Below are 26,702 nucleotides of genomic sequence, written 5' to 3'. Positions count from 1 at the left end.
GTGACGTGACTTAAGATTCAAAAATTGGCACTTCGATCAAATTATCTTCGAATATTGCTTGCCAAACGGCCACTGTGACGAACGAGAATGGGTCACATTTGGACATGCTTGAATTGTGACATGCGGCACAATAGTGTGATTCGTCTCAATATGTGGACGGTTTGACCCTTTGTTACTTGCAAGTTCCCTTTGTTACGTTGCACACTTCAAATGTGAACAAGAACTCAACAGCATCTGCAGCCGCAGCGATCGAACCCAGCACACCCGCTGGTATTTCGATGAGCTGTTGTCGAATGCATGCCTAACTTTCGATCCCAAAAAGTTTCAGGCATTCGCCCCCTGCCCAGCGTCGGGCGCCCCTCCCCATCTCATTGCGGGGACCAGACCAGCATTCGAAGCCGCGATGACGGCTATTCACTTTGAGGTAAGCAATCCATGTCAGTTGCATCCGGATACGTCCACATCTCCGTCCGTAACGCCAACAGGGCCGCGTCGAACGCCGGCCTTCGTCCCGGCTTCGGCAACCGCCCGGCATATGCCCAGCCCGCACCGCAGGGCGGAAGCCAGGCGCCCGGTTACGTGCCCCAGGGCTACAACCCCAACTCCTACGGCCAGCTCCGCGCTGTTCCCGCCAACGAGGCCTCGCCGATGACTGCACCCACGCCTGTCTTGGCTCCAGCCGACCGCTCCATCCGCCCCGTTGCCAATGACAATGTGGCCCGTGGGTTCGTGCTCTACATGGGCATCGATGAAGACACCGCGGCGGCTGCCGGAACATCCATCGCCAAGCTTGCCCAGGAAATCCGTGCCTACGCACAATCCCTCGTTTCCGGCGCCGAAAGCTACGCTGCCGTCGCGGTAGCCCCAGCCGGCGCGCCGGGTTCCGCGCTCGACGTCGTCCGCTCGACTTTCGGTGACCCGACCGTTGGCAACCGCCAGCGTTCCGAGGCGCTCCGCCCGCAGCCGGCACAGGAGGCCCGCCCGTCCGGTGTCTTGATCGACCTGGCCCGTCGTGAAGTGCACCTCGACGGCGAATCCCTGAACCTCACGTTCAAGGAGTTCGAGCTCCTCAACTACCTCGTCGAAAACGGCACCCGCACCGTGGGCCGCGATGAACTCCTCGAGGGCCTGTGGCGCAACGCCGAAGAGGTCCCCAATGAGCGCACCATCGACGTGCACATCCGGCGCCTCCGCTCCAAGCTCGGCCGCCTCGCGAACACCGTCCGCACCGTGCGCGGCCAGGGCTACCGCTTCTACGAGCACCCCGAGGTCATCGTCTGGGCCGCTCCGGAATACTCGATCTAGTCTCCACCGTTCAAGGCGCCCGCTCCCTGTCTAGGGGGTGGGCGCTTTCGCGTTCTCGGCCCACCCAACTAACTCGCAGTTGTTGTCGTTTACGCGCCCCAAAACGACACCTAGTGCAAGTCAGTTGGGATAGTAGGGTGGGGGGATGAGCGAGCATCACATCAAACGGCTGGTGATCATGCGGCATGCGAAGTCGGACTGGCCTGTCGGGGTGCCGGATCATGAACGGCCCCTTGCAGAGCGTGGCCACCGCGAAGCGCCCCTTGCCGGAAAGTGGCTCGTGAAACACCATGTGGTTCCGGACTTCATCCTGTGTTCGTCCGCGCTCCGTACCCGCCAGACCTGCACTTGGGTATGCAGCGAACTGGGAGACAAGGCGCCGACGCCGAAACTCGAGGACGGACTGTATGCCGCCTCCGCGCAGCGCATGCTGACCGTCATCAACCACGTGCCGGAGACCGTCACCACACTCATGATCTTCTCGCACATGCCCGGTGTGCAGGACCTCGCCATGCACTTGGCGTCCCGCGACTCGGACCACGACGCCTATATGGACGCCGCTACCCGCTATCCGACCAGTGCCATGACAGTGATGGAACTGGAGAAGCCTTGGGCCGAACTTGATGGGCAGGACGCACGCCTGACCCATTTCACTGTTCCTCGCCCAAAGCAGTAGTCCAAGCTAGTCCACGTCGAGTTCCGCGGCCACATCCTGCAGCAGGCGGACCACGTGGCGAATGCTGGGGCTTGCCGTCATAGTCTTCCGGTACACGATTCCCACCTGGCGCTGCTGCATCGGGTTGACTACGGGTACCGCCACCACCCCCGCGGGGAGCTCGGGCCGGCCAAGCCGGGGGACCAGCGCCACCGCGACGCCCTGCTGAACCATGGCGATATGGGTGGAAAAGTCGGGATCGTAGATGCGGATGTCCGGTACCCGCCCCAGGCCGGCGAGGATCGCCAGCAACGCCTCATTGCAGATGGCGCCGGCCGGTGTGCTGATCCAGCGTTCGCCCACCAGGTCGGAAGGCTCGACGGCGGCCCGGCGGGCCAGCGGGTGCGCTGAGTTCAGCAGGACGTCGGCGGTGTCCAGGCAGAGGTCCTCGTGGACCATGTTCTCCGGGATGACCAAGGGTACCGAGTGCCAGTTGTGCACGACGCCGAGATCGGCTTCCCCGGTGGCGACCCTTTGGACGGCCTCCCGCGGATCCTCGGCCACAACCCGGATCTCAAGCCCGGATCCCGCCGCGGCCGACGAGTCGGCCGAAGAGCCGGCGGCAGCGGCCTGAGCCGCACCAAGTTTCCCGAGCAAGGGCCCCACCAACCCGCGGCACGCGGTGGAGAATGCCACGAGCCGTAGCACGCCGCTCGGTCTTGCTGGGTCGGCAAGCAGGGTGGCCTGCAGTTCTTCCAACTCTCCCAAGATGCGCCGTCCGTACTCGGCCAACGCCATGCCCCGGTCCGTCAGCAGCACGCCGCGGCCGTGGCGCTCCAGGACGGTCACGCCGCTCTGCTTCTCCAGTTTCTTGATCTGTTGGGAGACCGCCGAAGGACTGAACCCCATGGCTTCCGAAGCGGCCACCACCGAGCCTTGCTGCTCCACTGCTACCAGGGCCCGCAACGCTGCAATCTCAATCATGAAGCAAACGTACATGATCTGATGCAGAATTCAACGCTGGTGCTTCATCCGCTTGGCGGTCAGAGTTGAATCGTGAATATCCGCCACTCAGCACTCGCCGTCCTTGTCGCCGTCCTTTGGGGCCTGAATTTCGTTGCGATCGATTTTGGACTCCACCCCGGAAACGGGAGCGGTGGCGCAGCTGACGTGCCGCCCCTGCTTTTCGTCGCCATCCGCTTCGTGCTAGTGGTGTTCCCCTGCATCTTCTTTATTCGCAAACCGGACGTCAGCTGGAAAGCGATCATCGGCGTCGGGCTGTTCATGAGCGCAGGGCAGTTCGGCCTTCTCTACCTGGGCATGGCGCTCGGGATGCCGGCAGGGCTCGCTTCCCTGGTGCTACAGGCACAAGTGCTCCTGACGGTGCTGTTGGCGGCACGGTTCCTCGGGGAACGGCCCAGCAAACGGCAACTGACAGGCGTGGTCTTGGGTGTCGCCGGGCTTGCCCTGGTGGCGGTGGGTCGCAGTTTGGTGGCCCCGGTGGTGCCGCTCATGATCGTGCTCGCCGCCGCGCTGTCCTGGGCTGCCGGCAACATCATCGCGCGCAAGGCCAAGGCGGCCTCGGGACTGGGGCTCGTGGTCTGGTCCGGGGCCGTGGTCCCGTTACCGCTCGCGGTCTTATCACTGATCGTGGACGGTCCGGCAGCCGTCGTCGGGGCCCTCACCAACCTGCAACCGGCAACCATCCTCAGCGCCCTCTACACAGCGGTGTTCGCCTCGCTGGTGGGCTACGGTATCTGGAACCGGCTGCTCAGCCTCTACCCGAGTTCGGCCGTGGTGCCATTCACGCTCTTGGTCCCGGTGGTCGGAATGACCGCGGCATGGTTGCTCATCGCAGAGGTCCCGACGACGGCGGAACTGGCCGGCGGCCTGCTCCTGCTGGGCGGCGTGGCGACGGCGGTGCTGCAGCAGCGCGCCAAGGCCAAAGTTCCGCTGGCGGAAGGTCGTCAGCGCCTGGGCGCGGGCTTGCGCTGAGCTGGCGATCCCGACGTCGGGCGCTTGGCCGCGGTTGCCGGCGTCCGTGGAGCGGGGCGTTTCACAGCCCCCGACGTCGGGCGGGCGGCAGGCCGTTGGGTCGGCCGGGCTGCCGGGGCAGTGCGTTGTACTGCGCGGGGTGCCTGCCGAGCAACCGGTCGGGACGCCGGAATCGGGCGTCCCCTTCGGGAACCGCGGGATGGCCACACGGCCCCGACGAACAGGACCAGCAGGGAACCGCAGCCGGCTGCGGCGGCAAGGTAGAAGTAGATGTCCGAGTCCTTGGTGCTCACCGCGCTGCCCAGGGCATTCTCGTCCTGGTTGAAGGCGAGGCCCCACATGCGCAGGAACGCGATTCCGAACGCGATGAACAGGATCGATGACATGGTTCCGAGAACCAACACAAAGTAGCGGCGGCGGTTGAAAACCTCGGCGACGCATGCCAGGTAGCCGAGCGCCAAGACCCCCAGGAAGGTGTACGTCACGGTTTCCTCAAGGGTGATGGCGAGGAGCACCAGCAAACCAGCGGACACCACAGCAGAGATGATTGCGAGCTTTCCACTATTCCCCATGTGACGCATGGGATTAATCATCCCTGACCGGCTGGCATCGCCACGCTCGCTTGGCGCGGCAGTTGCCATACCGTTACCGCAGCACGTAGCCGCGCATGATGGTCATGATGGCCGCAATGCTCTGCTCCCGGGTGCGCTCCGGGTTGTATGTCTGCCGGTCCAGGCCCACTACGAAGATCGCTCCAAACATGGCGGCTTCGAGGCTGCCCCGGGCAATGCCCGTATCGACGGTGTACGTGGTGGCGACCTTCTCGATCGCCGCGCCGATCACAGCCAACAACTCGCTGCGGAGCTCGACAAAGAGCTTGCCCCATTCACTTGGCGTCCGCCAGTTCTCGCTAATCCAGAGGCGTGCGAAGGAGGGGTAGTCGTCCATGAAGTCCATGGCTTGGCCGAGCATGGCTTCCATGGCCTCGAGCGGATCGGCGTGCAGGCCTTCGATGGTCTGGAGCCGGCCGAGCATGATGTCCACTCCGTGGCGCAACAACTGGGCGATCAGATCGGACTTGCTGCCGAAGTTGTAGTAGACCGTTCCCTTGGACACCCCGGCGGCGGCCGCGATCTCGTCCACCGTGACGCCGGCCGCGCCGCGCTCGCCGATCAGCTCCATGGAGGCGTCGAACAGACGCTGCTTGGTCGCGTTGGTGCGGGCCGGGCGGAGCTTCTTTTCCGGGGGTTCAGGGACGTCCGGGTCTTGCATGCTCATACCGCGATCTCCGGCTTCAGGGTCTTGAGGGTCCAGGTCTTGTGCTTACGGACGGCCAGCGTGGACAGGGCCGCCCCCAGCAAAGTGTAACCAAGCAGCCCCAGGACAATCGGCCAGATCATGGAGAGGTCGCCACCGTAGATCAAGTGCCGCATGCCCGTCACCACGTAGCCCATCGGCATGATCTCGTGCACCACGTGCAAAGGCATGGGAGTGGTTTGCCACGGGAACGTTCCGCCGGAAGATACCAACTGCAGGACCAGCAAGATCAGCACCACAAACTTTCCAGGAGTCCCCAGCAAAGCCACGATGCCCTGGATGAGGGCCGTGAACGCCATGACCGCTGCCAGCATGAACAACCACATCATCACCGGGTGCGCCGCGTTGAGGCCAAGCCCCAGGTCCACCACGAGGGTGAGGATGCTGGCCTGCAGCACGGACACCACGAGGAACGGGAGCCAGCCTCCGACGGCGATTTTCCACGACGGAGCGTTCGACACCAAGGCCCGCTGCGTGATGGGACGCATCGCCTGGACCAGCATGAACACGCCGATCCAGAGGGACAACGTCAGGAAGAAGGGGGCCAGGCCCGCGCCGTAGGACCCTGCCTTGGCTTGGGAAACGTTGCTGACCGCGACCGGGTCGGCGATCACCTTGGACACTTCGCTCTTTTGGGCATCGTTCGGGTTCGGGACCTTGCCCGCGCCCTTGGCCAACTCGCTCGCCAGGGTGCGGGATCCGTCTGCGGCCGTGGCGGCGCCGCTGGCCAGTTGCGCCGCGCCGTCGTCGAGCTTTGCCGCACCGTTGGCGAGAGCCGCAGTGCCGTCCACAGCAGACTGTTCGCCTGCCGCCAGCGTTCCGGCGCCCGAGCTGAGCCGGTCCGCCCCAGCGGAAGCCTGGCCGATGGCGCCCGTCAGGGCAGGTGTGGCGCCCGCAAGTTTGGCGGCACCCGCACTGACCGCGGCCGAGCCATTGGAGAGTTGTTGGATCTGGGCGGCATCCGCCGAGAGCTTGGCCTTGGCATCTGTCACCGGGGTGGATACGGCGGCGGTGTCGAAGTCCGCCAGGATCTTGTTGGCTTGGTCCTGGTTGATGACTCCGGCGGACACGAGCCGCGCGTTGGAGGCCACCACGCGGTCGCGCGCTCCGGCGTCGAACGCTGAAAGCTGCCCGACGACGTCCTGGACCTTCGCGTTCAGCTGCGCGTTTCCCGCGGCTACTTGAGCGGCGCCGTCGGCGAGCTTTTGGGAATCAGCCGGGAGGGACGCCGTCTTGTTCTTCAGCTCGGCGAGTCCCGCGCTGAGCTGCCCGGCGCCGTCGTTCAGCTGATTGGCGCCGTCGCGCAGCTTGTTTTGGCCCGCAAGGAGCTCGGACGCGCCGCTGCTGAGCTTGCTGGTGCCGTCGTGGAGGGTGGCCGCGCCGTCGCTGAGCTTGCCGACGCCGTCGGCGAGCTGGGAGGCTCCGTCGGATGCTTTGACGATGGAGGCGTGGATGGTGCCTAAGCCTGTGAGGAGCTGGTTGGCGGTTTCCTCGCCGACTTCCTTGGCCACAGTGGAGTGCACCGCGGTGGTGAGCTTGTCCACGATGGTGCTGAGGAGGTAGTTGTTGGCGTCGTTGGTGGTGACGTTGAGCATCGCCTGGTTGGCGGCGTCGAAGCTGCCCGGCGAGACCAGGTTGGCTGAGAAGTCATTCGGGATCTTCAAGGCGAAGGCGTACTTTCCTGACTCAACCCCGGCGTCGGCTTCCGCCGTTGTGGCCACGCGTTGCCAATTGAAGACGTGGCTCTGCACGAGGCTGTCGGCAACCTTCTTGCCCGCCTGCAGTTCGGGGCCGTCTGCCGGTTTGGCTCCCGCGTCCTCGACGACCAGCGCGGCGTCGATCTGGTTGAGGTTGCCGTAAGGATCCCAGTTCGCGTACAGGTACACGGCTCCGTAGAGCAAGGGCACCATGGTCAGGGCAAGGATGGTCAGCTTAGGCAGGAGCCCGCCGGTCATGCGCTTGAGTTCGGAGCGGGCCAGCCGCAGAACAGTCACTTTGCGGTCCTTTGCAGGGTTTCGAATATGTCTTCGGGGTCTTCGGGCGCGTTGCCGAGGGGCTCTGCGGGTTCTGCGGGTGCCGTGTGCGTGACCGAGTTGCCAATTACTGCGGCCGGGCCGTCCCAGGTGTCCGGGAGGGCAGAGACGACCGCGACGACGGCGAGCGGCCGCCCGGCGTCGTACGCCAACTGCTCAAGGCGGGGGAGCCAGTCCGCGGTGTTCGCGCTGTGCCGGTCCGGGGAGTCGAGCACCAGGAGATCGAGGGCGGGGTCCGCGAGGGCCAGGGCCGTCAGCAGCTCGAGGCGCCGGTCCGCAGGGAGTTGCTCAATCCATAGCCCGGCGATGTCCTCGAAGCGGTTGACCTTGAGCCACGGCTTGCTGAGGAGCGCGCCACGGTAGCGGCGGGGGATGAGGGAGAGGTCTTCGGTGACGAGGTCGCGGACGCTCAGGTGCTGCTCGGGTTCGTTGACGCCGGGGGAGTCAATCAGGGCACTCGCTGCCCGGACTTTCTTGGTCTTGGCTGAGTTGTCCCAGCTCAGGACGCCATTGCTTGGTTTCATCCGGCCGCTCAGCGCGAGCGCCAAAGCCGTGCGCTGGTCCTTGCCGTCGCCGCTTACGAGGAGGAGCTCCCCGCGCCTGGCTTCGAGGGACGTGGGAGGCAGGAGATCGTCCCGGCGGCCGTCGATCTGGAGTTGCTGTACGGACAGCACAATTGGACCTTTCGCAGAATCTGTTATCTGCTCCAATCGTAACTGAACTGACCGGTCAGTTCAAATAGACCTCAATCACAGTCCGTACTTCTCCAACAGCCGTAGCCACACCTCGCTGATGGTGGGGAACGACGGCACTGCATGCCATAGCCTGTCCAGCGGGACTTCACCAACAATCGCAATGGTGGCACCGTGCAAAAGCTCGGCTACCCCCGGCCCGGCAAACGTTGCCCCCACCACTACCTTCCGGTCCTCGTCCACCACCAGTTGCGCCCAGCCTTGGTAATTCTCTGAATGCAGTTGGGAGCCGGACACGTTGATGGGGAGTTCCACCGAGCTGGCGTTGATACCCTTCTGCAGCGCCTGCTTGAGGCTCGGACCCACGGATGCCACTTCCGGATCCGTGAACACCACACTGGGGATCGCATATTCGTCGGCCGTTTTTGCCAAGGCGCTCCAGGGTTTCGGGGTGCCGTGCAGCGTTCCGTTGGCGCGGGCCACGATCGCGTCGCCGGTGGCCCGGGCCTCGTACTTGCCCTGATGGGTGAGGAAGACCGATCCCGCGGCATCGCCGGCTGCATAGAGCCACAGCCCGCTGGTGCCGTCGCTGGCGGCGCCCTCAACCAAACCGCTCGAGTCCGTGGTGAGGCGCAAAGCTTTGCCTTCTTCGGCGTCAAGCCCTACGTTCTCGAGGCCCAAATTGTCCAGGGCCGGCCGCCGCCCCGTTGCTACCAGCAATTGATCGCAGGCCAGGACCGTCCCGTCACCGAGGGTGACGGCGAAGGAATGGTCCGCGTTGTGTTCGACCCGCGTGGTGTCAGTCCCGAGACGGAGATCGATCCCATCGGCACGGAGTCCTGCCGCAACCAAGTCGGCGGCTTCCTCGGGGAACGCGCTCAGCAACCGGCCTCTGGCGACGATCGAGACCGACGAGCCTAAACGGGCGAACGCTTGGGCAAGTTCGACGCTGGCAACACCGCCACCCAGCACCACGAACCGTTCGGGGATGTGCTGGACGGAGGTCGCACCGCGAGTAGTCCAATAGGGGACATCCTGCAGGCCTTCGATTTTCGGGATGACGGGGGTGGATCCCGTGGCCATCACTACGGCGTGGTGGGCTTTGAGCGAATAGCTGTTGCCGTCCTTGCCGTCCACTTGGACTTCGCGGGGCCCCGTGATGCGCGCTCGGCCCCGGATGAGCTCGATTCCCGTGTCAACGAGCCACTGCACTGCGCCGTCATCCTGCCACTTGTTGGTGAAGTAGTCGCGGTACTTCAGGACAGGCGCGGCATCCAGGACTTTCGTGATGGAGTCCGATGCTCCGGGCACGGATTGGGCTGTGTGCAAGGCGGTTCCAGGCCGAAGGAGCGCCTTGGACGGTATGCAAGCCCAGTAGGAGCATTCCCCGCCGACCAGTTCAGCCTCCACAATTGCCGCGGTAAGGCCGCCCCGGACCACTCGGTCTGCGACGTTTTCCCCACCGCCCCAGCGCCGATCACAATGACATCGAACTCCCGGATATTCTCCTCAGCCATGGGAGAAGCCTACGCCCGGACGCAGACTGGGATCAGGGGCGTGGCGACGGATTCTGCGCCATCATTCCTCGGAGCGGATCCGCAGGGCCCGCATTTGCAAGAATCTTTTCCGGCGCGGTGCGAATGATCCAGCAAAATCCGACAGCTCTGGCCTCAGTCAGGCGTCCATCGCACTCTTGAACCAGCCGGTAATGCTGGCCGGATGCGTGATCGCGGTACCGACGACGACGGCGAACGCACCCGCGTCGAGGGCCCGGCGGGCTTGCGCGGGGGTGTGGATGCGGCCCTCGGCGATGAGTGGCTTGCCTAGTCCTGCGCCGGCGATCTCCGCGAGGAGCTCAAGGTCCGGGCCGTCGCTCTTGGGGCGCTCTCCGGTGTAACCGGCCAGGGTGGTACCGATCAGGTCGGCACCAGCTTCGACGGCGGCCACAGCGTCGGCGTAGGAACCGCAGTCAGCCATGACCAAGGCATGCGATTCGGCGCGGATTCCATCAACCGTCTGTTTGAGGCTCAGGCCGTCGGGCCGTGCGCGGCGCGTGCCGTCGATGGCCACCACATGGGCGCCGGCGTTGGCGACGGCGAGGGCATGCCGGAGCGTCGGGGTGATGAAAACGCCGTCGTGCCCGTCCTTCCAGAGCCCGATCACCGGAACCTCCACGGCGGCGCGGGTGAACTGGACGTCCGCGAGGCCTTGGACGCGGACGGCCGCGGCACCACCGATAACCGCCGACGCCGCCACCTGGCCGGTCGTCCGGGGATCGCGCATGGGCTCGCCCGGGTAGGCCTGGCAGGACACGATCAACTGCGAGCGGAGGGCTTGGAGGCCATCGGGGGTCAGGATCATGGGGGTGTCTCCTTGCGACGGTGTTCGGGGTTGGAGTGTTCGGGAGATTCAGGTGTCAGTTCAGGACAAGCTTGGCCGCACCCACAATGGCAGCGGTATTGCCCAGCGACGCCCGAAGCACGGGAATGTCAGCGAGCGGGGCCATGAGTTCCTTGCGCAGGGCGCGTTCCATGGGTTTCCACCAGAAGTCTCCGGCATCTGCGAGACCGCCGGAGACCACTACCGTTTCCGGATCGAGGATGTTGACGAGCCCACCGATCGCCTGCCCGGCGGCACCTGCGCCGACGCCGATGGCCGTGATCGCGGCAGGGTCGCCTGGGCTGTCAGCGGAAGCGGCCCGAGCCAAGGCAAACACCGCACGGGTATCGAGGACCTCGGGAGAGCCTCCGAAACGGAGGAATGATTCAAGAATCGCCGGACCGGAAGCGATCGCCTCAACGTGGCCCGAGCCGCCACACACGCAGGGGAGCGCCCTGCCCTCGTGATAGGCATACGGCGAAGCAAAATGCCCCACGTGCCCGCCCACATAGTGGTGCCCCAAAACAGGCGATCCATCCAGCACAAAACTGCCGCCGACACCCGTCCCGAACGCCACCATGAGTGAACTCGAAGACCCCGCAGCCGCCCCACGCCACGCCTCACCAAGAGCATGCGCGTGCACATCGTTGACGGCCATGACCGACCCCCGCGGCAAGCCAAGGAGTTGCGCCAAGCCCGCCGTCAACCTGGTCCCGGCCCACCCCAGAATCGCATCGGTCGCCGAAACCACATCACCATTCACGGCATCGATGACCCCAGCCGAACCCACGCCAACACGCCCGACATCGATTCCCTCACCTGCCGCCCGCCGCATGAGCCGCCCCACGAGCCCCGCGGTCGCCCTCAAAATAGCCTCGCCCCCACCCCGATTCAGCGTAGGAATTTGCTCCATAAACAACACTTCCCCGTTGGCCCCCACAACCCCGGCGGCCGTCTTAGTCCCACCAAGATCAACCCCGATCACGTGCATCATGTTTCTCCTCCGGATCGTTTGATTGCTGGGTTTGAGCCCGCGCGTTGCGTTTCGATTATGGTCAGGTTCGCTGCGGTTGCGGCGGCGTTACGCTGCGGTCTGTCTGTGCTCAGGTTAGCTGTGGCTGGGACAGCGCCAGACTGCGGTCTGGCTGTAGTCGGGTTAGTTGTGGTTGCGGCGGCGCCAAACCGCGGCCTTGCCGGCGCTTAGACACCTTCCGACGTCGTCTTCCGGTCGCTGGACGACCTTCAGACGACTCTGGTCGGCGATGCGCGCCTACGCAAGACCCCGGCCCGGCACCTCAGGCGGTCGTCTCACCTGACGCTGCGAACTGTCGACGCCGATCGGGACCTGCAGCGGCACGGTGCGGATCCCGGCCCCGTCACAAAGGTTCCGCATTCGCCCGAGTGGCGGAGGGACGGTTTTGTGTAGTCCCGCATCGCCGACCAGAGCATTGCGGAAGTCGCCCAGCGACTGTAGCGGTGCGTCGGGAGGTGTCTAAGGGACGGCAAAACTGGTCCTACGGCACGACCCGACCACGGCAACAAGCAAAGGTGGCGTGACATCAGCCTACAAAAGGTGACGCTCGGCAACCGGCGAAAGGTTCCGGCGCCGCCCCTTAGACCAGGCCGTTGCGCTCAAGGATCGTGCGGATTGCGGCGGTTTCTTCGGCGTTTAGGGACTGCATCGGGGCGCTCATCGTGTTGGATTCGATGATGCCCATGATTTGGAGGGCGGTCTTGAAGGCGCCCAGTCCTGCTGCCCCGCCGGAGACTCGGCCGTTGGGGGTGTAGACGATGTTGAAGACGTCGGCCAGACGGTCCTGTTCGGCGGCGGCTGTGGTCCAATCTCCGGCTTGGGCGGCGTCGAACAGGCGGCGGTAGCCCGCGGGATCCACGTTGCCGAGACCGGGGACTACGCCTTGGGCGCCGGCGAGGAGGGCGCCGTCCACTACTATTTCGTGGCCCGTGAAGATGTCGAAGTTGGGGATGTCCTTGGCTGCGAGGAGCAGTTGGCGGAAGGAGACGTCGTCGCCGGAGGAGTCCTTGACACCAGCGATCACGCCGTCGCGGCCGAGGCGGACAAGGAGGTCCGTGGGCAGTTTGAAGTGGGTTCGGACGGGGACGTCGTAGGCGAAGATCGGCTTGTCTACGGCAGCGTGGATGCTGCGGAAGTGGGTTTCGGTTTCCTGGGCGTTGCCGATGGCGTAGTACATGGAGGTGACCACGATCGCGTCGGCTCCGAGGTCCACAACCTTGCGTGCTTCTTCGATGACGCGGTTGGTGGTTTGTTCGTTGGCGCCAACGAACAGGGGCACCGCACCGGCGTTCGCGTCGGCGATCGTGGAGACCACCAGCTCGCGCTCTTCGTTGGTCAAGTAGGGGACCTCTCCCGAGGAGCCCAACACGAAAAGGCCGGACACGCCGCCGTCGAGCAGGTGCTTGGTGACGTTCTTCAGGGACGCGGTGTCAACGCGGCCGTCGGCGTGGCGGGGGGTGATGACCGGGGGAATGACGCCCTGGAACTGAGTAGACACAGAAATCTCCATTGCTTGGATCTGATTTGTTTGGATCTGAAAGGGAAAAACTTAGGTGTGGAGCAGGCTGGGCGCGGCGCCGAGCAGCTTTTTGGTGTAGTCGTTGCTCGGGTTGTCGAACACTTGGGCCGCCGGGCCTTCCTCCACGATCTGTCCGAAGTACATGACGCAGATGCGGTCGGAGACGTAGCGGACGGTCTGAATGTCGTGCGAAATGAAGACCATGCCGAGGTTCAGCTGGGTTTTCAGGTCGGACAGCAGGTTGAGGACTTGGGCGCGGACGGACACGTCGAGGGCCGACGTCGGCTCGTCCGCCACGATGATGTCCGGATCCAAGGCGAGGGCGCGGGCGATCGCCACGCGCTGCCGCTGGCCGCCGGAAACTTGCGACGGCGTGACTTCGGCTGCCGATTGCGGCAAGCCCACGAGGGCCAGCAGTTCCTTGACCTTGTCCGAGCGGGACGCGGCGTTGCCGATGCCGTGAACCTGCAGGGGGTCGGTGAGGATGTCCTGGATGGTCATGCGCGGATTGAGTGCCGTGGCCGGGTCCTGGAAGACCACGGATACGGCCCGCCCGAATTCCTTGCGCATGCGCGCATTGCGCTTGATGGCGGGCTTGCCGTGGAAGAGCACCTGGCCCGACGTCGGAGCCTGGAGTCCCACGAGCACCGAAGCGAGCGTGGACTTGCCGCAGCCGGACTCACCGACGATGCCGACCGTCTCGCCGCGGCTGATGCTGAAGTCCACGCCGTTGACTGCCTTGACGATGTTGGGCCGGAAGAGGCCGCCGGTGCGGGCCCTGTGGTGGACTTTGACGTCCTTGAGCTCGATGACCGGCTTGCCGGTTGAAACACTCACTTTGCGTCCTCCTTCAGGTGGCTGGCCCAGTAGTGGTCGCGGTCCGCTCCGCCACCGGCGGGTTCAACAACTGCGAGGACCAGTTGCTGGTTCGGATCGGCGTCGGGCCTCAACGAGCGCGCCGCAAAGCGGTCACCGGGAGCGAAATCGCGCGGCGACGGAACCGTGCCGGGAATCTGGTGGAGGCGGACGGCGTCGGCCTCGATCGAAAGGACCGCGCCCAACAAACCGCGCGTGTATTCGTGGCGGGGATTCTGCAGGAGCTCCGAGGCCTGCGCGGATTCCACTACCTGGCCGGCGTACATGACGGTGATGCGGTGGGCCAGGGACGCGACCAGCGCGAGGTCATGGCTGACGAAGACCATGGCGAAGCCAAGCTGTTCGCGCAGTTCGTTGAGTAATTCCACTACCTGCTTCTGGACAGTGACGTCCAGGGCGGTGGTGGGTTCGTCTGCGACCACGATTTTCGGTGAGCGGGAGAGCGCCATGGCGATCAGCACGCGTTGGCGCTGGCCGCCGGAGAGCTCGTGCGGGTAGCTGGCAAGCGTGCGGACCGGATCGAGTTTCACCATTTCCAGCAACTCGGTGGGGGTCTTGCGGCCGCCGCGCTTGGTCAGCTGGGTCATCTGCTCCTTGATCTTCATGGATGGGTTGAGCGAACTCAGAGCATCCTGGTAGACCATGGCGATCTGTTCGCCACGCAGGCCTTGGTAGGCCTTGGTGTTGCTGTGCTTCGAGCTGGAATCCAGGAGTTCCTTGCCATCGAAAGTGATGGAACCGGTGATCTCGGCGGTCTTCGGTAGCAAGCCCATGATCGCGAGGGACGTGATGGACTTGCCGCAACCGGATTCGCCCACGAGGCCCATGGTCTCCCCTTCGCGGACGGTGAAGGAGACGTTGTCCACGATCGCGGTTTCGCCGAAGCGGCCAGGGAAACGGATGGACAGATTCCTGACCTCCAGCACGTTCCGGGCGTCAGCGGAGACCTGGGGGAGACGGTCGGTGCGCTTGGACTCGATGGAAGCCAAGAGTTCCAGTTCCTTATTCAGCGCCGACATGGGGTCCAGCAGGGCGTGCGGATTCTCAGTTGCGAGCCTCTGATCTTTCAGGAAACGAGTATCGTTCAGGGCCGACGCCGCGTAGTCCTCTTCGGAGAGCGGATCGCCGTTTGCGGCGCGCACACCGTCGAGCTCGTGCTGTTCCACAACGGAAGCCTGGGCTACCGACGTCGCGATCTCGGTATCGACGGCGGCGCCCGCCACCGCCGCGCCCGCAAAAGCAGCGGCAGCACCGTCGTCGTCCTTCACGACGGGTGCCTTGCGCAGCTTCGGGTTCACCATGGCATCGGTGAGGCCCTCGGCGAGGATGTTCAGGGCGAGCACGGTGAGCAGGATGGTGAGGCCGGCGAAGGTGGTTGCCCACCAGCCGCCGGACAGGACCAGGTTGCGGCCGTAGGAGATCACGTTGCCCCATGACGGCGCGGGATCCTGGACACCGGCGCCGAGGAATGACAGCGAGGCTTCGAGGATGATGGCGTCGGCCACCATGACCGTGGCGAAAACCAGCACCGGTGCCGCGGTGTTGCGGACAATGTGCTTGAGCAGGATGTAAGCGCGGCCGGCGCCCATCACGCGTTCGGCGCGGACGTAGTCTTCACCGTATTGGGAGAGGACATTGGCGCGGACCACACGGGCAAGCTGCGGGGTGTAGATGATGGCGATCGCGATGATGATGGTGGGCACCGAGTTGCCGAACGCGGCCAGGAGTACGGCTGCGAGGGCGATGCCCGGGAACGCCATGAGGATGTCCATGAGGCGCATGATGATCTCGTTGACGGCCTTGCTGGACGTCGCGGCGAGCGAGCCAAGCACTGCGCCGACGACGATCGCGAGGGCCACCGCGCCGAGGCCGATCATGAGGGAAGACTGCGAGCCGTAGAGCAGCCGGGAGAAGACGTCGCGGCCCAGACGGTCGGTGCCGAAGAAGTGGTCCGCGTCCGGCGCTTGCGCAGGAATGAACGTTTCCAGGGGATCGTGCGGCGCGATGACCGGCGCGAAGATCGCGGCCAAGGCGATGATCACGAGGAACAACAGGGCAAAACGCGATCCCCAGGGGAGGGACTTGAAGCGGACGCCCGGGGCGCTGAGCCGTTCAGCAAGTTTGCTGCGCATGGCTATACCGTCCTGATTCGGGGGTTGATGAGCAGGTACAGGAGGTCCACCACGATGTTCACCAAGACGAAGGTGATCGAGATGGTGAGGACCACGCCCTGGACCAGGTTGACGTCCAGGTTGGTGATGCCGTTGAGGATCAGCTGGCCCATGCCCGGAAGGGCGAAGATCATTTCAATCACGACGGCGCCGCCCAGGAGATAGCCCACGCGCAGTCCCAGCACGGTCACCGGAGTGACGAGCGCGTTGCGGAGGACGTTCCTGGAAACCACCTCGCGGTAGGGGACGCCGTTGCCGATGGCCGTGCGGACGTAGTCGCGGTCCAGTTCTTCCACCATGGACGTGCGGACAACGCGGATCAAGGAGGCGGAGACCGGGATGCCGAGCGCGAGGGCCGGGAGCGCCATCGAGTTGAGCCAACCGCCGAAGCCGGATTCCGGCGTCGCGATTCCACCTGAGGGAAACAGCGGGTTGTCACCGAGCGCGAACCATTGGATGAGCAGGATGCCCAGCCAGAAGGACGGGGTTGCGATTGCTGCGATGGAGAAGACCCGGACCAACTGGTCCTGCCACTTGTCACGGTAGAGGGCACCGATGATACCGAAGACCAAGGACAGGACGACGGCGATGATCACCCCGAGGAAGGTCAGCTGCAGCGTCAGCGGGAAGGCGGAGGCGATCATGGCCGCCACCGACTTGGACGGGGGAGTGGTCACGCCAAGATCGAGCTGAAGTAACCTGCCCAGGAAACGGAAGTACTGGACGAACAGGGGATCGTTCAGGCCGTTTTCCTGGCGGTACTGCTGCTTGGCTTCCTCACTGGCGGCTTCGCCGAGGGCCGAACTGGCCTGGTCGCCTGGGGCTGCTTGAAGGACGAGGAAGACCAGCAGCGTGATGCCCAGGATCATCAAGGGCAATGCCGCGAGTCTGCGTCCAAGCAGGCGCAATATCATGACCAATGTGTTCTCCGGTTGCTTTGGTGCGGCCGCGGGGTGGCGGTCTCGCGAGCTAGTTGGGGGCAGCTGGCTGGGAGGTGCGGCCGGCTAGGCCGTGCGGCCGACGCCGATGAAGGACAGTCCCGTGGTGGGCAGCGGCTTGAAGCCCGAGAGCTTCTTTCGTCCCACGCGCTGGGGAGCTGGCGGTGGAAGAGCGGGTACAGCGGGACTTCCTCGGAGACGAGGTCCACAATTTGGCCCGTGATCTTCTTGGCATCAGCGGGCGCGGCCTGCGAGCCCTTGTCCATCAGATCCTGCAGGGTGGCACTTTCGGGAGTGGTCCAGTAGGCGCGCTTCGTCATCCAGGTGGCGCCCGAGTAGAACCAGCTCAGGAGCAGGTCTGCGTCGTTGCCGAAGACGGAAGGATCACCCGGGGCAGCGACCACCGAGAAGTCGGCCTTGCCTACCCTGTCGGAGTACAACGCGCCGGACTGCAAGTTTTTTGCGGTGACCTTGACGCCGGGGATCTTGTTCCAGGACTCCAGCATCAGCGGGGCAACATCCTTGACCCACGCGGTGTCCGTGGTGAGCAGTTCGAATTCGAGGTTGCTCACGCCGGCTTGCTTGAGGAGGTCCGCGGCCTTCTGGGGATCGTAGCCGTAGACGTTCTTGGCCTTGACGTAGTCCGGGTGGCCCTCCTGGAAGTACGACGACGCAGCCTTGGCGTTGCCGAACAGGGCCTTCTTGATGATGGCGTCTTTGTCCAGCCCGTAGTGGAGCGCCTGGCGAACCAGCTTGTTGTTGAACGGCGCCTTCGCGCAGTTGAACATCAGGAACAGGAGACCGAAGGACTGCACGGATTCAACCCGCGCCTTGGACTTGAGTCCGTCCACGTCCAGGTAGGGGACGTCTTCGATCGCTTGGACGCGGCCCGACTGGACCGCAGTGACGCGGGCGGCGGCGTCTGAGAGCAACAGCCACGTCATGCCCTTTGCAAGCGCAGGCTTGGGGCCGTTGTAGTCGGCGAATGCTTCGAAGACGATCTTGTCGTCCTTGACGGCCGAGATCAGCTTGTAGGGGCCGGAGCCGATCGGCTTGGCATCGAAGCCCTTCTGGTCAGTGGAAACCAGTGCCTTCGGAACCACCTTCACGACGGAGATTCGCGGTCCGAAGCCCGGGAAAGGGTACTTCAACGAGAACTCGACTGTCTTGGCATCAAGAGCCTTGACGTCCTTGATGAATGGAATGAACTGGGAGAACAAGGACTTGTTGGCCGGGTCCATCACGCGGGTGAAGGAGTAGGCCACATCTTCCGTGGTGACGGGGGCGCCGTTGTGGAACTTGGCGCCGTCGCGGATGGTCACCTGGTACGTGGTGTCGTTGATCTTCTTGGGGTCGCTGGCGGCGAGTGCGTTGTAGGGCTCGCGCGTGGCCGGGTGGAGTTCCACGAGGCCTTCGAAGATGTGCAGGTTGGCGGCCAGAGGGGTGGCGCCGGAGGAAGTCAGCGGGTCGAAACCCGTGGACAGGGCATAGGAGATGCCTGCCTCGATGGTGAGGTCCTTGTTGACGGCAGCGATGTTGCTCGCTCCGCCCGTCGTGGTGGAGGCAGGACCGCCACATGCCGACAAGGTTGTGGTGAAGGCCGCAGCAGCGCCCACTGCTCCGGTCAGTTTGAGGAAGTTGCGTCGGCTGGCGTCGCTGACCAGCGGCAGTTTGTTAATCGTGTTGCTCATAAGATGCCTCACCATTCAAGTTTTTCTGGTTATCGGATGTAGGACATCCGATGCTCGTAAAGAAAACTGTAAGGGCGGTCACATGAAGTCGTCAAGCGAGATGTGGATCACGGGCGGCCGCGCCGCCAGCTGTGGAACCGCCGGCGGACGGCCGCCGACCGACTGCGGCGCCGTCTACCTCGGCCGTTCAGTCAAAAATCGAGGCGAACATCTATCAGGGAGATGGGACATCCGATATTGTATGTTGCGAAGCACTGTATTCTCGGTGGGCGCTAGGCTCACCTCAACGTTAACACCGCACTGATTCCTTGTCCGGGTTCCTGAAAGGGGACTGGCCAGGGATGAGTACTTTTGCAAGGAGAGCCATGACCACTTCCGGTGTCGTTCCGCAGGCGCGGTTCAGCGCACAGGCCCGGCTGAGGGCACTGCAAGCGGACATTATGGAATTGATCCTCGAACGCGAGCTTGAGGCGGGCGATCCTTTGCCCACGGAAAACGAACTCTCCATGGCCCTGGGGGTAGGTCGGAACACCCTGCGCGAATCCCTGAAAGTGCTGCAGGCCCTGGGCGTCATCGAGATTCGCCATGGCTTTGGCATGTTCGTCGCCCCCAGCAACTTCGAGGCACTCGCTGACGGACTGACGTTCCGGGGACGCTTGTCGTTGCGCCACCAGGGCCTTGAGGCGTTGCAGCTCGTCGACGTGCGCCAGGCCCTCGAATCCGGGCTGATCGGCTCCTCCATGGATGTCATGACTACCGAACAGCTCGCCCTGATCGAGGAAGCCGTCAAGCAAATGGAAGAGCTCGCACAAACCGGCGAGAACTTCGTAGCCGCCGACGCCGAGTTCCACCGCCGGCTGTTCGAACCGCTGAACAACGAGCTCCTCATCAACCTCATGGGCGTCTTCTGGAAGGTCTACCGGAAGATCCACGTGGAAATCGGCTCCGCCAACGAAGACCTTGTGGCCACCGCGGCGACGCACCGAAGCATCTATGCCGCCGTCGCAACCGGAGACAAGACCGCTGCCGCCGAACTGCTCAACCGCCACTTCGACGGGATCCGCCGCCGCATCAGCGAGGCCGTCGCAGTCTAACGCGGGCACCCAAGCGCAAGGGCCGCCGTCGTACTTTTTCATGAAGTACGACGGCGGCCCTTGGCTTTGCGCGGCCGTCTCACCGGAGGCTGTGCCGTCCTGACCTTCTTTGGTTTGGGAAAGCGATTGCGACACGGCGAGTCGCGTCATCCCGGGGCCTTGGCGCGCCAAAGAGGGTCAGGAAGGCGCGGGCAGGCGAACCAATGCCGAGGGTAGGCGTCGGATTCTGCAGGATCATTCCCCTTGCAGATGGTGCCGGCAGCGTGATTTCAAGGTTGCCAACCCCGTGGCAGCGCCGATGATCCCGCAAAATCGTACCCGGCCGTACTGGCGTCCACTTGGGTGAGCAGTAGCCGGGGCCATGGGGCGATCGCACCGTCGCCCCCATCTTTGGTTTGGGAAAGCGTTTGCGACACGGCGAGTCGCATCATCCGCGGGGCAAACAAGGGGAGAACGGTACGGCAACCCCAACCCGAGCCCGCAAATTAACAAAAAAGACCCGCACCGTTCCCGGTGCGGGTCTTCATTTTGTGCGCCCAGAGGGATTCGAACCCCCGGCCTTCTGTTCCGTAGACAGACGCTCTATCCAGCTGAGCTATGGGCGCATTTTGGTGATTCTTGGGATTTTCAAACTCGTTCCCCCCTCGAACCTCAATAAACTTTACGCGAGATCCCTGTTCGTGCCAAATCGACGTGGTGTAATCTGCCTAACTAGACCGGTCTATGTGACCTTAGTCACTAAAATTGAGGAATCCCCGACGCGGATCCTTGATTTTTAGGGGTTTTGCTCCGAAATGGTCAGGAGATCCCACATCCGAACCCAGATTGGTCTACTCCGCGACCCCTAGCATTTAGGACACACCACTGAACCCGAGGAAGGGAACCACGATGGGCGATCTGGCGCGACTGCCGCTGCTTGAGAAGGCACCTACTACGCATGCACGCCTGTTGGCCTGGGTGGAGGAAGTGGCCGAGCTGACACAGCCGGACCGCATCCACTGGGTTGACGGCAGCGAAGCTGAAAACAAGAAGCTGACCGACGAACTCGTCGCGGCGGGCACCCTGAAGAGGCTGAACCAGGAGCTCTTCCCCAACTCTTTCGCCGCATTCTCTGACCCCGCGGACGTAGCCCGCGTGGAAGAGCAGACCTTCATCTGCTCCGAGAAGGAGCACGACGCCGGCTTCACCAACAACTGGATGGCTCCGGCCGAGATGAAGCAGAAGCTGCGCGGCCTCTTCGCCGGCTCCATGCGTGGCCGCACGATGTACGTCATTCCGTTCGTCATGGGCCACCTGGATGCTGAAGACCCCAAGTTCGGCGTCGAGATCACCGACTCCGCCTACGTTGTTGCCTCGATGCGCATCATGGCCCGCATCGGCACCGACGTCCTGGAACGTATCACCCAGACCGACGCGTTCTTTGTCCCTGCACTGCACTCCCTGGGCGCTCCGCTGGAAGACGGCCAGGCAGACGTTGCGTGGCCTTGCAACCCGGACAAATGGATCGTGCACTTCCCGGAAGAACGCTCCATCTGGTCCTTCGGCTCGGGCTACGGCGGCAACGCCCTCCTTGGCAAGAAGTGCTACGCCTTGCGCATCGCGTCCGTCATGGCCCGCGACGAAGGCTGGCTGGCCGAGCACATGCTCATCTTGAAGCTGACTTCGCCTGAGCAGAAGACTTACTACATCTCTGCGGCGTTCCCCTCCGCCTGCGGCAAGACCAACCTCGCGCTGCTCGACCCCACCATCAAGGGCTGGAAGGTGGAGACCCTCGGCGACGACATCACCTGGATGCGCTTCGGCAAGGAAGGTGAACTCCGTGCCGTCAACCCCGAGGCCGGCTTGTTCGGCGTCGCTCCCGGCACCGGTTGGGGCACCAACCCCAACGCCATGCGCGCCATCGCCAAGGGCAACAGCATCTTCACCAATGTTGCTTTGACCGACGACGGCGGTGTTTGGTGGGAGGGCATGACGGAGAAAACTCCGGCGCACCTGACTGACTGGCAGGGCAACTCTTGGACCCCAGGCTCCGACAAGCCTGCGGCACACCCGAACTCCCGCTTCTGCACGCCGATCGACCAGATCGACATGCTGGCCGAGGAGTACTTCAGCCCGGAAGGTGTGGAACTCTCCGCGATTCTGTTCGGCGGGCGCCGCAAGACCACCATCCCGCTGGTTACCGAGGCCCGCGACTGGTCCAACGGCATCTTCATGGGTTCCACGCTGTCCTCGGAGACCACCGCTGCTGCGGCCGGTGCAGTCGGCGTCGTGCGTCGCGACCCCATGGCCATGCTGCCGTTCATCGGCTACGACGCAGGTGACTACCTGAACCACTGGGTGAACCTGTCCGCCAAGGCCAACTCCCTTGGACAAAACCGACTGCCCAAGATCTTCCTGGTCAACTGGTTCCGCCGTACTGCCGAGGGTGGCTTCGCATGGCCCGGCTTCGGTGACAACGCCCGTGTCCTCAAGTGGGCCATCGAACGCCTCGAAGGCAAGGCCGACGCGGTCGAGACTCCCATCGGCTTCGTACCGACCGGCGAGTCCATCGATCTCGAAGGCCTGGACATGACCCCCGCCGAGGTGGAAGCCGCAGTTCGCGTCGACCCCGCCGAGTGGAAAACCGAACTGGCATCGATCGAGGAATGGTACGCAAAGTTCGGCGATTCCCTGCCGGCTGCGCTGTTGGCCGAACTCGAAGGCCTGAAGTCCCGCCTGGCCTAGACCACCAGGCCCTTAGGACGGCGGTCCCGCATCTTGCGCTCAAGGTGCGGGGCCGTCGTCGTTTCCTTGATTCCAGCCATTGTGCAGCGCAAGCGGCGAGAGTAGCTTTTAGAGAACCAGCAGTTCTCTAATTTCCGGGACCGGGCCATGGACGACGCCCAGCAGCACACCAAGAGGGTCCACTCTGCCATCAGGACTGCGCTGCCCGGCATCCTGTTGGTGATGTTCCTCGGCGCGCTGGACCAAACTGTCATGGCCTCGGCCCTGCCGACCGTCGCCGGGGACCTGGGCGGCTTGGATCAGATGTCCACCATCATCACCGGCTACCTTGTCGCCGCCACGGCCGCCATGCCGCTCACAGGCAAACTTGGCGACGCTTTCGGGCGCAAACGGATCCTGCAGGTTTCCCTCATTTTCTTCATCATCGGCGCGGGACTGTGCTCCCTGGCGCAGTCCGTGCCGCAGCTCATCGCTTTCCGCGCGGTTCAGGGCATCGGTGGCGGTGGGCTCATGATCGGGGCGCAGGCGGTCATCGGCGAACTTGTCAGTCCCCGCGAGCGCGGCAGGCTTCTGGGCATTATCGGCGCAGCCTTCGTCATGGCCGCGGTGACCGGACCTTTGGCAGGCGGCGCAGTGGTGGACCATTTTTCTTGGCGCTGGATCTTCTACTTCTACGTTCCTCTCGGCTTGGCAGCCCTTGCCGTGGTCACGTTTACTTTGCGGCTCCCGGTCACTCCGCGCGGACGACGCGTGGACTACGGAGGCGCGGCCTTACTGGGCCTAGCCATCGTCGCGGTGATTTTCCTCTCCAGCGGTGGCAGCTACGCCGGGCCGGTTTGGGTGGCTCCGGTCCTCGGCGCGGTGGCTCTTGTGGCGTTGGCCGCCTGGCTATTCAGGGCGCGCCGCACGGTTGATCCGATCATCCCCTTGTCCCTGTTCCGGGACCCTGCCTTTGCCATACCGACCGCAGTGAGTTTCCTGGTCGGCTTTGCGATGTTCGCCACGCTGAATTACCTTCCGGCGTTCTTGCAGGTGGGGATGGGCATGTCGGCCACAGCGTCCGGCGGCATGCTGATTGCGTTGATGGTTGGCTTTCTGCTCACGACGTCGGGATCCGGCGCACTGATCACCCTCACCGGGCGCTACAAGCTGTATCCGGTGGCCGGAACGCTGCTTGCGGTTCCTGGAATCTGGCTTTTCAGCACCATGGACTCAGGTAGCAGCCCGTGGCTCGTCCTGCTCTCCATGCTGCTTCTCGGACTGGGAATTGGGCTCGTCATGCAGGTTATGGTGCTGGTGGTGCAGAACTCCGTGGAGCGCCGCGACCTTGGTGCTGCGACGTCAACGGTGACCTTTCTCCGCCAAGTGGGTGCCGCCGTCGGCGTGGCTGTTTTGGGTTCCCTGATTACGGCGCGATTCGCCGCGGCGGTCCCGGGACCGCTGGCCGCCGCTTTGGGCGATCGCATCAAATCCTTGACGCCCAAAGCCCTGGAAGCGCTGCCGGCCGCGGACCGCATTGCGGTTGCCCAGGCGTTCGGCCATGCGGTTCCGCCGGTTTTCGGTTTTGCCGCGGTGGTGCTGGCTGTGGCGTTCGTATTGACGCTCTTCCTCCCCGAGCGGGAGCTGCGGACCACCGCGCATGCAGATACCGCGCGCTCCGACGCCGCAATCCCGGAAGCTTCCGACCCCGCGGACAGCACCGCACCAGGAGCCCAAAATGACTGAGCAAACCGCAGCCCCGCTGGCCGATTTTGGCGCTAGGGACATCGCCGTGGTGGGCGGTAAGGGCGCCGCTTTGGGGGAGCTGGTGCGCCAAGGGTTTCCGGTGCCGCCGGGCTTCATCATCACCACGGGCGCGTACCTGTCCTTCCTGGCGCAGACTAACGTGGGGGTGGAGCTGGACAACCTGCTGTCCAGGGAGCCCGGTGAAGCGCCCGACGCCGGAGCGCCCGACGGCGGTGACGGAACCGGCGGCGCCGCCATCCGGGCCCTCTTTGCCGGGGCGGAAATGCCCGGTTCGCTGCGGCAGGAAATCCTCGATTCGTATGCGAAGCTGGGCGGCGGAGCGGTCGCAGTCAGGTCCAGTGCCACGGCAGAGGACCTGCCGGGTGCCGCGTTTGCCGGCCAGCAGGATACCTACCTCAACGTACTTGGCGAGGACGACGTGGTCCAGTCGGTGGTCGCTTGTTGGGCGTCGTTGTGGACCGACCGGGCCATGGCCTACCGCCGACGGCAGGGGATCGACCCGCACGAGGTGACAATCGCCGTCGTCGTACAAAAAATGGTGCTGGCCGCCATGGCGGGTGTGATGTTCACGGCGAACCCGGTCACGGGCGAGCGGGGTGAAGTGGTGGTGGACGCGAACCCGGGGCTGGGGGAGGCCGTGGTCTCGGGCCGGGTGACGCCGGAGCACTACGTCCTGGACCGCTGGGGAAAGGTTCTTGCCTTCACGCCGGGCGGCCGCGAGGTGGTGATCAGCGCGGCAGCGGGCGGTGGTACGCGGGAAAGGGCTGGTACGCCCGCCGCCAGGCCAGGGCTCGTCGCAGAGCAATTGGCGGAGCTGACACGGTTGGGACAGGAAGCCCAGCAGCATTTCGGCCGGCCACAGGACATCGAGTGGGCCGTCGCCGGGGGCGTGATGTACGTGCTGCAGTCCCGGCCGATCACGGCACTTCCGCCGCAACCGCCCAGCCTCAACGCGGTCCAAAGGCGGGTGGGGCCGTTCTTCATCGAGATGTTCCAGGAACGGCCGTATCCGTTGGACGTCTCCGGGTGGATGAGCCGGGGAATCCTGGCAATGTTGCAGGGGATGGCCGGGAGCGTGGGCGTCGTTTTCCCGAGCGTTGAGGAGTTGTTGCCGGAAGACGACGGCGTGGTGGTGCAACTCATCCCGCCGGTGCCGCACCCGACCATCCGGACGCTTGCCGCGCCCGTGTTTTTGCTGCGCCGGTCAAGGCAATTCAAGCCCGCAGCGTGGACCCAAGATCCGCGCTTCGCCCTCTTCCTTGGCAATGTCGAACGACTCAACGGCAAGGATCTCGGTCTGCTGCGATGGGGTGCGGTGGTTGCATTCCTGGAGGAATGCTTCGCGACGATGCGGGGTATCACGGACTTGAGGATCTCCTACCTGCCCGGCATTCTGGTGCCGATGCTGAAGATTCGCTTCATGCTCCTGTTCCTCGGCAAGGCAAGGCTTGCGCCTGCGCTGATCGCTGGGGCGGAAACCCGGACGAGCCAGGCGAATCGGGCACTTGAACGGCTCGCTTCCCTGGCGGCAGAGGACTCGAGCTTGTCACGCGCCTTTCTCGAAGCAGACCCCCGCCAGCTGGTGGACCTGGTGGAAAAGGATCCCGAGCGTCGTGCTTTCAGGGAAGCGTTCAAGGCGTTTCAGCTCGAATACGGCCACCGAGAAACCACCAGCGTTGTCCTGAGCAGTTCGCCCACCTGGTCCGATGCCCCCGAAGTGGTGCTTGGGCTGGTGAAAGCCATGTCCGGAGAGCGGCACCAAACGGCCGACCAGACCGGGACGGCGCTTGCGGAATTGAAGGGTCACCCTGCACTCAGGTTCGAACCGGTGCGGCGGAGGGTGCTCGCCGCCGTGGAGGCTGTTCGAGCCGGAATGGCGTTCCGCGAGGACAGCCACTTCTACGCTACCAAGGCCATCCCGCCGATCCGCCGTGCCTACCGGGAGCTCGGCCGCCGGTTGGTGTTGGCTGGCGTGATCGATGAACCCGACGACATATATCACCTGCGGTTCGAGGAATTGGAATCCATCACGGATGCGGACGACGGCGGTGCGCTGCCACCTTCCCTACGGGATCGTTACCGGCCGCTGGTGCTGGCGCGAGCGGCGAAACGGCGCGAGTTGGAGGGTATTCCGCTGCTTGATCCGGCTTTGCTCTTTGACCGAGATCACCATGGTCGAGGCCACCGCGTGTCAGGGGCGCTTGTCTCCGGTACTCCGGCCAGCCGCGGTCAGGCAAGCGGGATTGTCCGCGTGATCCGTGGGCCGGCCGAGTTCGGTCAGCTCCGCAGCGGCGAAATCCTGGTCTGCCCGTATACCAACCCTGCGTGGACGCCGTTGTTCCAACGGGCCGCCGCGGTTGTAGTGGATGCCGGCGGACTCGGCTCCCATGCGGCGATCGTGGCCAGGGAATACGGAATTCCGGCAGTCATGGGCACAGGTTCGGGAACCAGCATCCTGGCCGACGGGCAGTGGGTGCTCGTGGATGGGAATCTGGGAGTGGTGCTGCCGGCCGCTTCGTCTGCGAGTGCTTGAC

At 64.2% G+C, this 26,702-nt stretch carries 19 protein-coding genes, 1 tRNA gene and 1 pseudogene; 7 read left to right on the top strand and 14 right to left on the bottom strand.

Translation table 11 applies throughout. The annotated features are described in order from the left end of the window. The first annotated feature begins 435 nt into the window (after positions 1-435). The gene (locus tag OW521_RS10810) at positions 436-1,305 is read left to right on the top strand and encodes a winged helix-turn-helix domain-containing protein (protein ID WP_268025285.1); all 870 of its coding nucleotides are present in this window, start codon (positions 436-438) and stop codon (positions 1,303-1,305) included. A gap of 145 nt (positions 1,306-1,450) precedes the next feature. Beyond that, positions 1,451-1,981 carry a SixA phosphatase family protein gene (locus tag OW521_RS10805; protein WP_268025284.1) on the top strand — a complete coding sequence of 177 codons (531 nt, stop codon included), beginning with the start codon at positions 1,451-1,453 and terminating at the stop codon, positions 1,979-1,981. A 6-nt stretch (positions 1,982-1,987) separates the two neighbouring features. Here the strand turns inward: OW521_RS10805 and OW521_RS10800 are convergent, their stop codons facing one another. Next, positions 1,988-2,944 carry a LysR family transcriptional regulator gene (locus OW521_RS10800; protein ID WP_268025282.1) on the bottom strand — a complete coding sequence of 319 codons (957 nt, stop codon included), beginning with the start codon at positions 2,942-2,944 and terminating at the stop codon, positions 1,988-1,990. Positions 2,945-3,016: 72 nt separating this feature from the next. Here OW521_RS10800 and OW521_RS10795 point away from each other — a divergent pair, with 72 nt between their 5' ends. Continuing rightward, on the top strand, positions 3,017-3,955 hold the full coding sequence (locus OW521_RS10795; protein ID WP_268025280.1) for an EamA family transporter: 939 nt from the start codon (positions 3,017-3,019) through the stop codon (positions 3,953-3,955). Here the strand turns inward: OW521_RS10795 and OW521_RS10790 are convergent. From OW521_RS10790 to OW521_RS10735, 12 genes and pseudogenes are all read right to left on the bottom strand, one after another. Next, positions 3,928-4,536 (bottom strand): hypothetical protein, encoded by a 609-nt coding sequence (locus OW521_RS10790; RefSeq protein WP_268025278.1) that lies wholly within the window; start codon positions 4,534-4,536, stop codon positions 3,928-3,930. The genes OW521_RS10795 and OW521_RS10790 overlap by 28 nt on opposite strands. Positions 4,537-4,600: 64 nt before the next feature. After that, entirely contained in the window at positions 4,601-5,233 is a 633-nt protein-coding gene (locus tag OW521_RS10785) for a TetR/AcrR family transcriptional regulator (RefSeq protein WP_268025277.1), read from the bottom strand. Further along, entirely contained in the window at positions 5,230-7,266 is a 2,037-nt protein-coding gene (locus tag OW521_RS10780) for a YhgE/Pip domain-containing protein (RefSeq protein ID WP_268025275.1), read from the bottom strand. The genes OW521_RS10785 and OW521_RS10780 overlap by 4 nt, the downstream gene beginning before the upstream one ends. Further along, positions 7,263-7,979 carry an ABC transporter ATP-binding protein gene (locus tag OW521_RS10775; RefSeq protein WP_268025273.1) on the bottom strand — a complete coding sequence of 239 codons (717 nt, stop codon included), beginning with the start codon at positions 7,977-7,979 and terminating at the stop codon, positions 7,263-7,265. The genes OW521_RS10780 and OW521_RS10775 overlap by 4 nt, the downstream gene beginning before the upstream one ends. A gap of 75 nt (positions 7,980-8,054) precedes the next feature. Then, positions 8,055-9,514: pseudogene (locus tag OW521_RS10770) on the bottom strand (dihydrolipoyl dehydrogenase family protein). Between the two features lie 157 nt (positions 9,515-9,671). After that, positions 9,672-10,358, bottom strand: coding sequence for an N-acetylmannosamine-6-phosphate 2-epimerase (locus OW521_RS10765; RefSeq protein WP_268025271.1), 687 nt, complete (start codon positions 10,356-10,358; stop codon positions 9,672-9,674). A gap of 55 nt (positions 10,359-10,413) precedes the next feature. Continuing rightward, the gene (locus OW521_RS10760) at positions 10,414-11,370 is read right to left on the bottom strand and encodes an ROK family protein (protein WP_268025269.1); all 957 of its coding nucleotides are present in this window, start codon (positions 11,368-11,370) and stop codon (positions 10,414-10,416) included. 619 nt (positions 11,371-11,989) lie between these two features. Then, positions 11,990-12,907, bottom strand: a complete 918-nt coding sequence (locus tag OW521_RS10755; protein WP_268025267.1) for a dihydrodipicolinate synthase family protein — start codon at positions 12,905-12,907, stop codon at positions 11,990-11,992. 51 nt (positions 12,908-12,958) lie between these two features. Beyond that, the gene (locus OW521_RS10750) at positions 12,959-13,765 is read right to left on the bottom strand and encodes an ATP-binding cassette domain-containing protein (protein WP_268025265.1); all 807 of its coding nucleotides are present in this window, start codon (positions 13,763-13,765) and stop codon (positions 12,959-12,961) included. Further along, positions 13,762-15,936, bottom strand: coding sequence for a dipeptide/oligopeptide/nickel ABC transporter permease/ATP-binding protein (locus OW521_RS10745; RefSeq protein WP_268025263.1), 2,175 nt, complete (start codon positions 15,934-15,936; stop codon positions 13,762-13,764). The genes OW521_RS10750 and OW521_RS10745 overlap by 4 nt, the downstream gene beginning before the upstream one ends. Before the next feature lie 2 nt (positions 15,937-15,938). Continuing rightward, a complete protein-coding gene (locus OW521_RS10740) occupies positions 15,939-16,844 on the bottom strand; it encodes an ABC transporter permease (RefSeq protein WP_268025827.1) in 906 nt (301 codons plus the stop codon). A 41-nt stretch (positions 16,845-16,885) separates the two neighbouring features. Beyond that, the gene (locus OW521_RS10735; protein ID WP_442781255.1) at positions 16,886-18,604 is read right to left on the bottom strand and encodes an ABC transporter substrate-binding protein; all 1,719 of its coding nucleotides are present in this window, start codon (positions 18,602-18,604) and stop codon (positions 16,886-16,888) included. A 365-nt stretch (positions 18,605-18,969) separates the two neighbouring features. Here OW521_RS10735 and OW521_RS10730 point away from each other — a divergent pair, with 365 nt between their 5' ends. Beyond that, complete coding sequence (locus OW521_RS10730; RefSeq protein WP_268025261.1) at positions 18,970-19,698, top strand: FadR/GntR family transcriptional regulator; 729 nt, start codon at positions 18,970-18,972, stop codon at positions 19,696-19,698. A gap of 531 nt (positions 19,699-20,229) precedes the next feature. Here OW521_RS10730 and OW521_RS10725 read toward each other — a convergent pair. Then, a tRNA-Arg gene (locus tag OW521_RS10725) sits at positions 20,230-20,303 on the bottom strand. 283 nt (positions 20,304-20,586) lie between these two features. On the opposite strand from OW521_RS10725, the gene OW521_RS10720 reads away from it, so the two are divergent. The 3 genes from OW521_RS10720 to OW521_RS10710 all read left to right on the top strand — a co-directional run bounded on the left by OW521_RS10720 (position 20,587) and on the right by OW521_RS10710 (position 26,701). Beyond that, entirely contained in the window at positions 20,587-22,422 is a 1,836-nt protein-coding gene (locus tag OW521_RS10720) for a phosphoenolpyruvate carboxykinase (GTP) (protein WP_268025259.1), read from the top strand. 147 nt (positions 22,423-22,569) lie between these two features. Continuing rightward, the gene (locus tag OW521_RS10715; protein ID WP_268025257.1) at positions 22,570-24,147 is read left to right on the top strand and encodes an MDR family MFS transporter; all 1,578 of its coding nucleotides are present in this window, start codon (positions 22,570-22,572) and stop codon (positions 24,145-24,147) included. Further along, the gene (locus OW521_RS10710; RefSeq protein ID WP_268025255.1) at positions 24,140-26,701 is read left to right on the top strand and encodes a PEP/pyruvate-binding domain-containing protein; all 2,562 of its coding nucleotides are present in this window, start codon (positions 24,140-24,142) and stop codon (positions 26,699-26,701) included. Before OW521_RS10715 ends, OW521_RS10710 begins: the two co-directional genes overlap by 8 nt. Position 26,702 lies beyond the last annotated feature (1 nt).

The organism is Arthrobacter sp. MMS18-M83 (assembly GCF_026683955.1).
GTDB lineage: Bacteria > Actinomycetota > Actinomycetes > Actinomycetales > Micrococcaceae > Arthrobacter.
The sequence above is the reverse complement of the archived record's forward strand: the minus strand, read 5'-3'. Positions and strand labels throughout refer to the sequence as shown.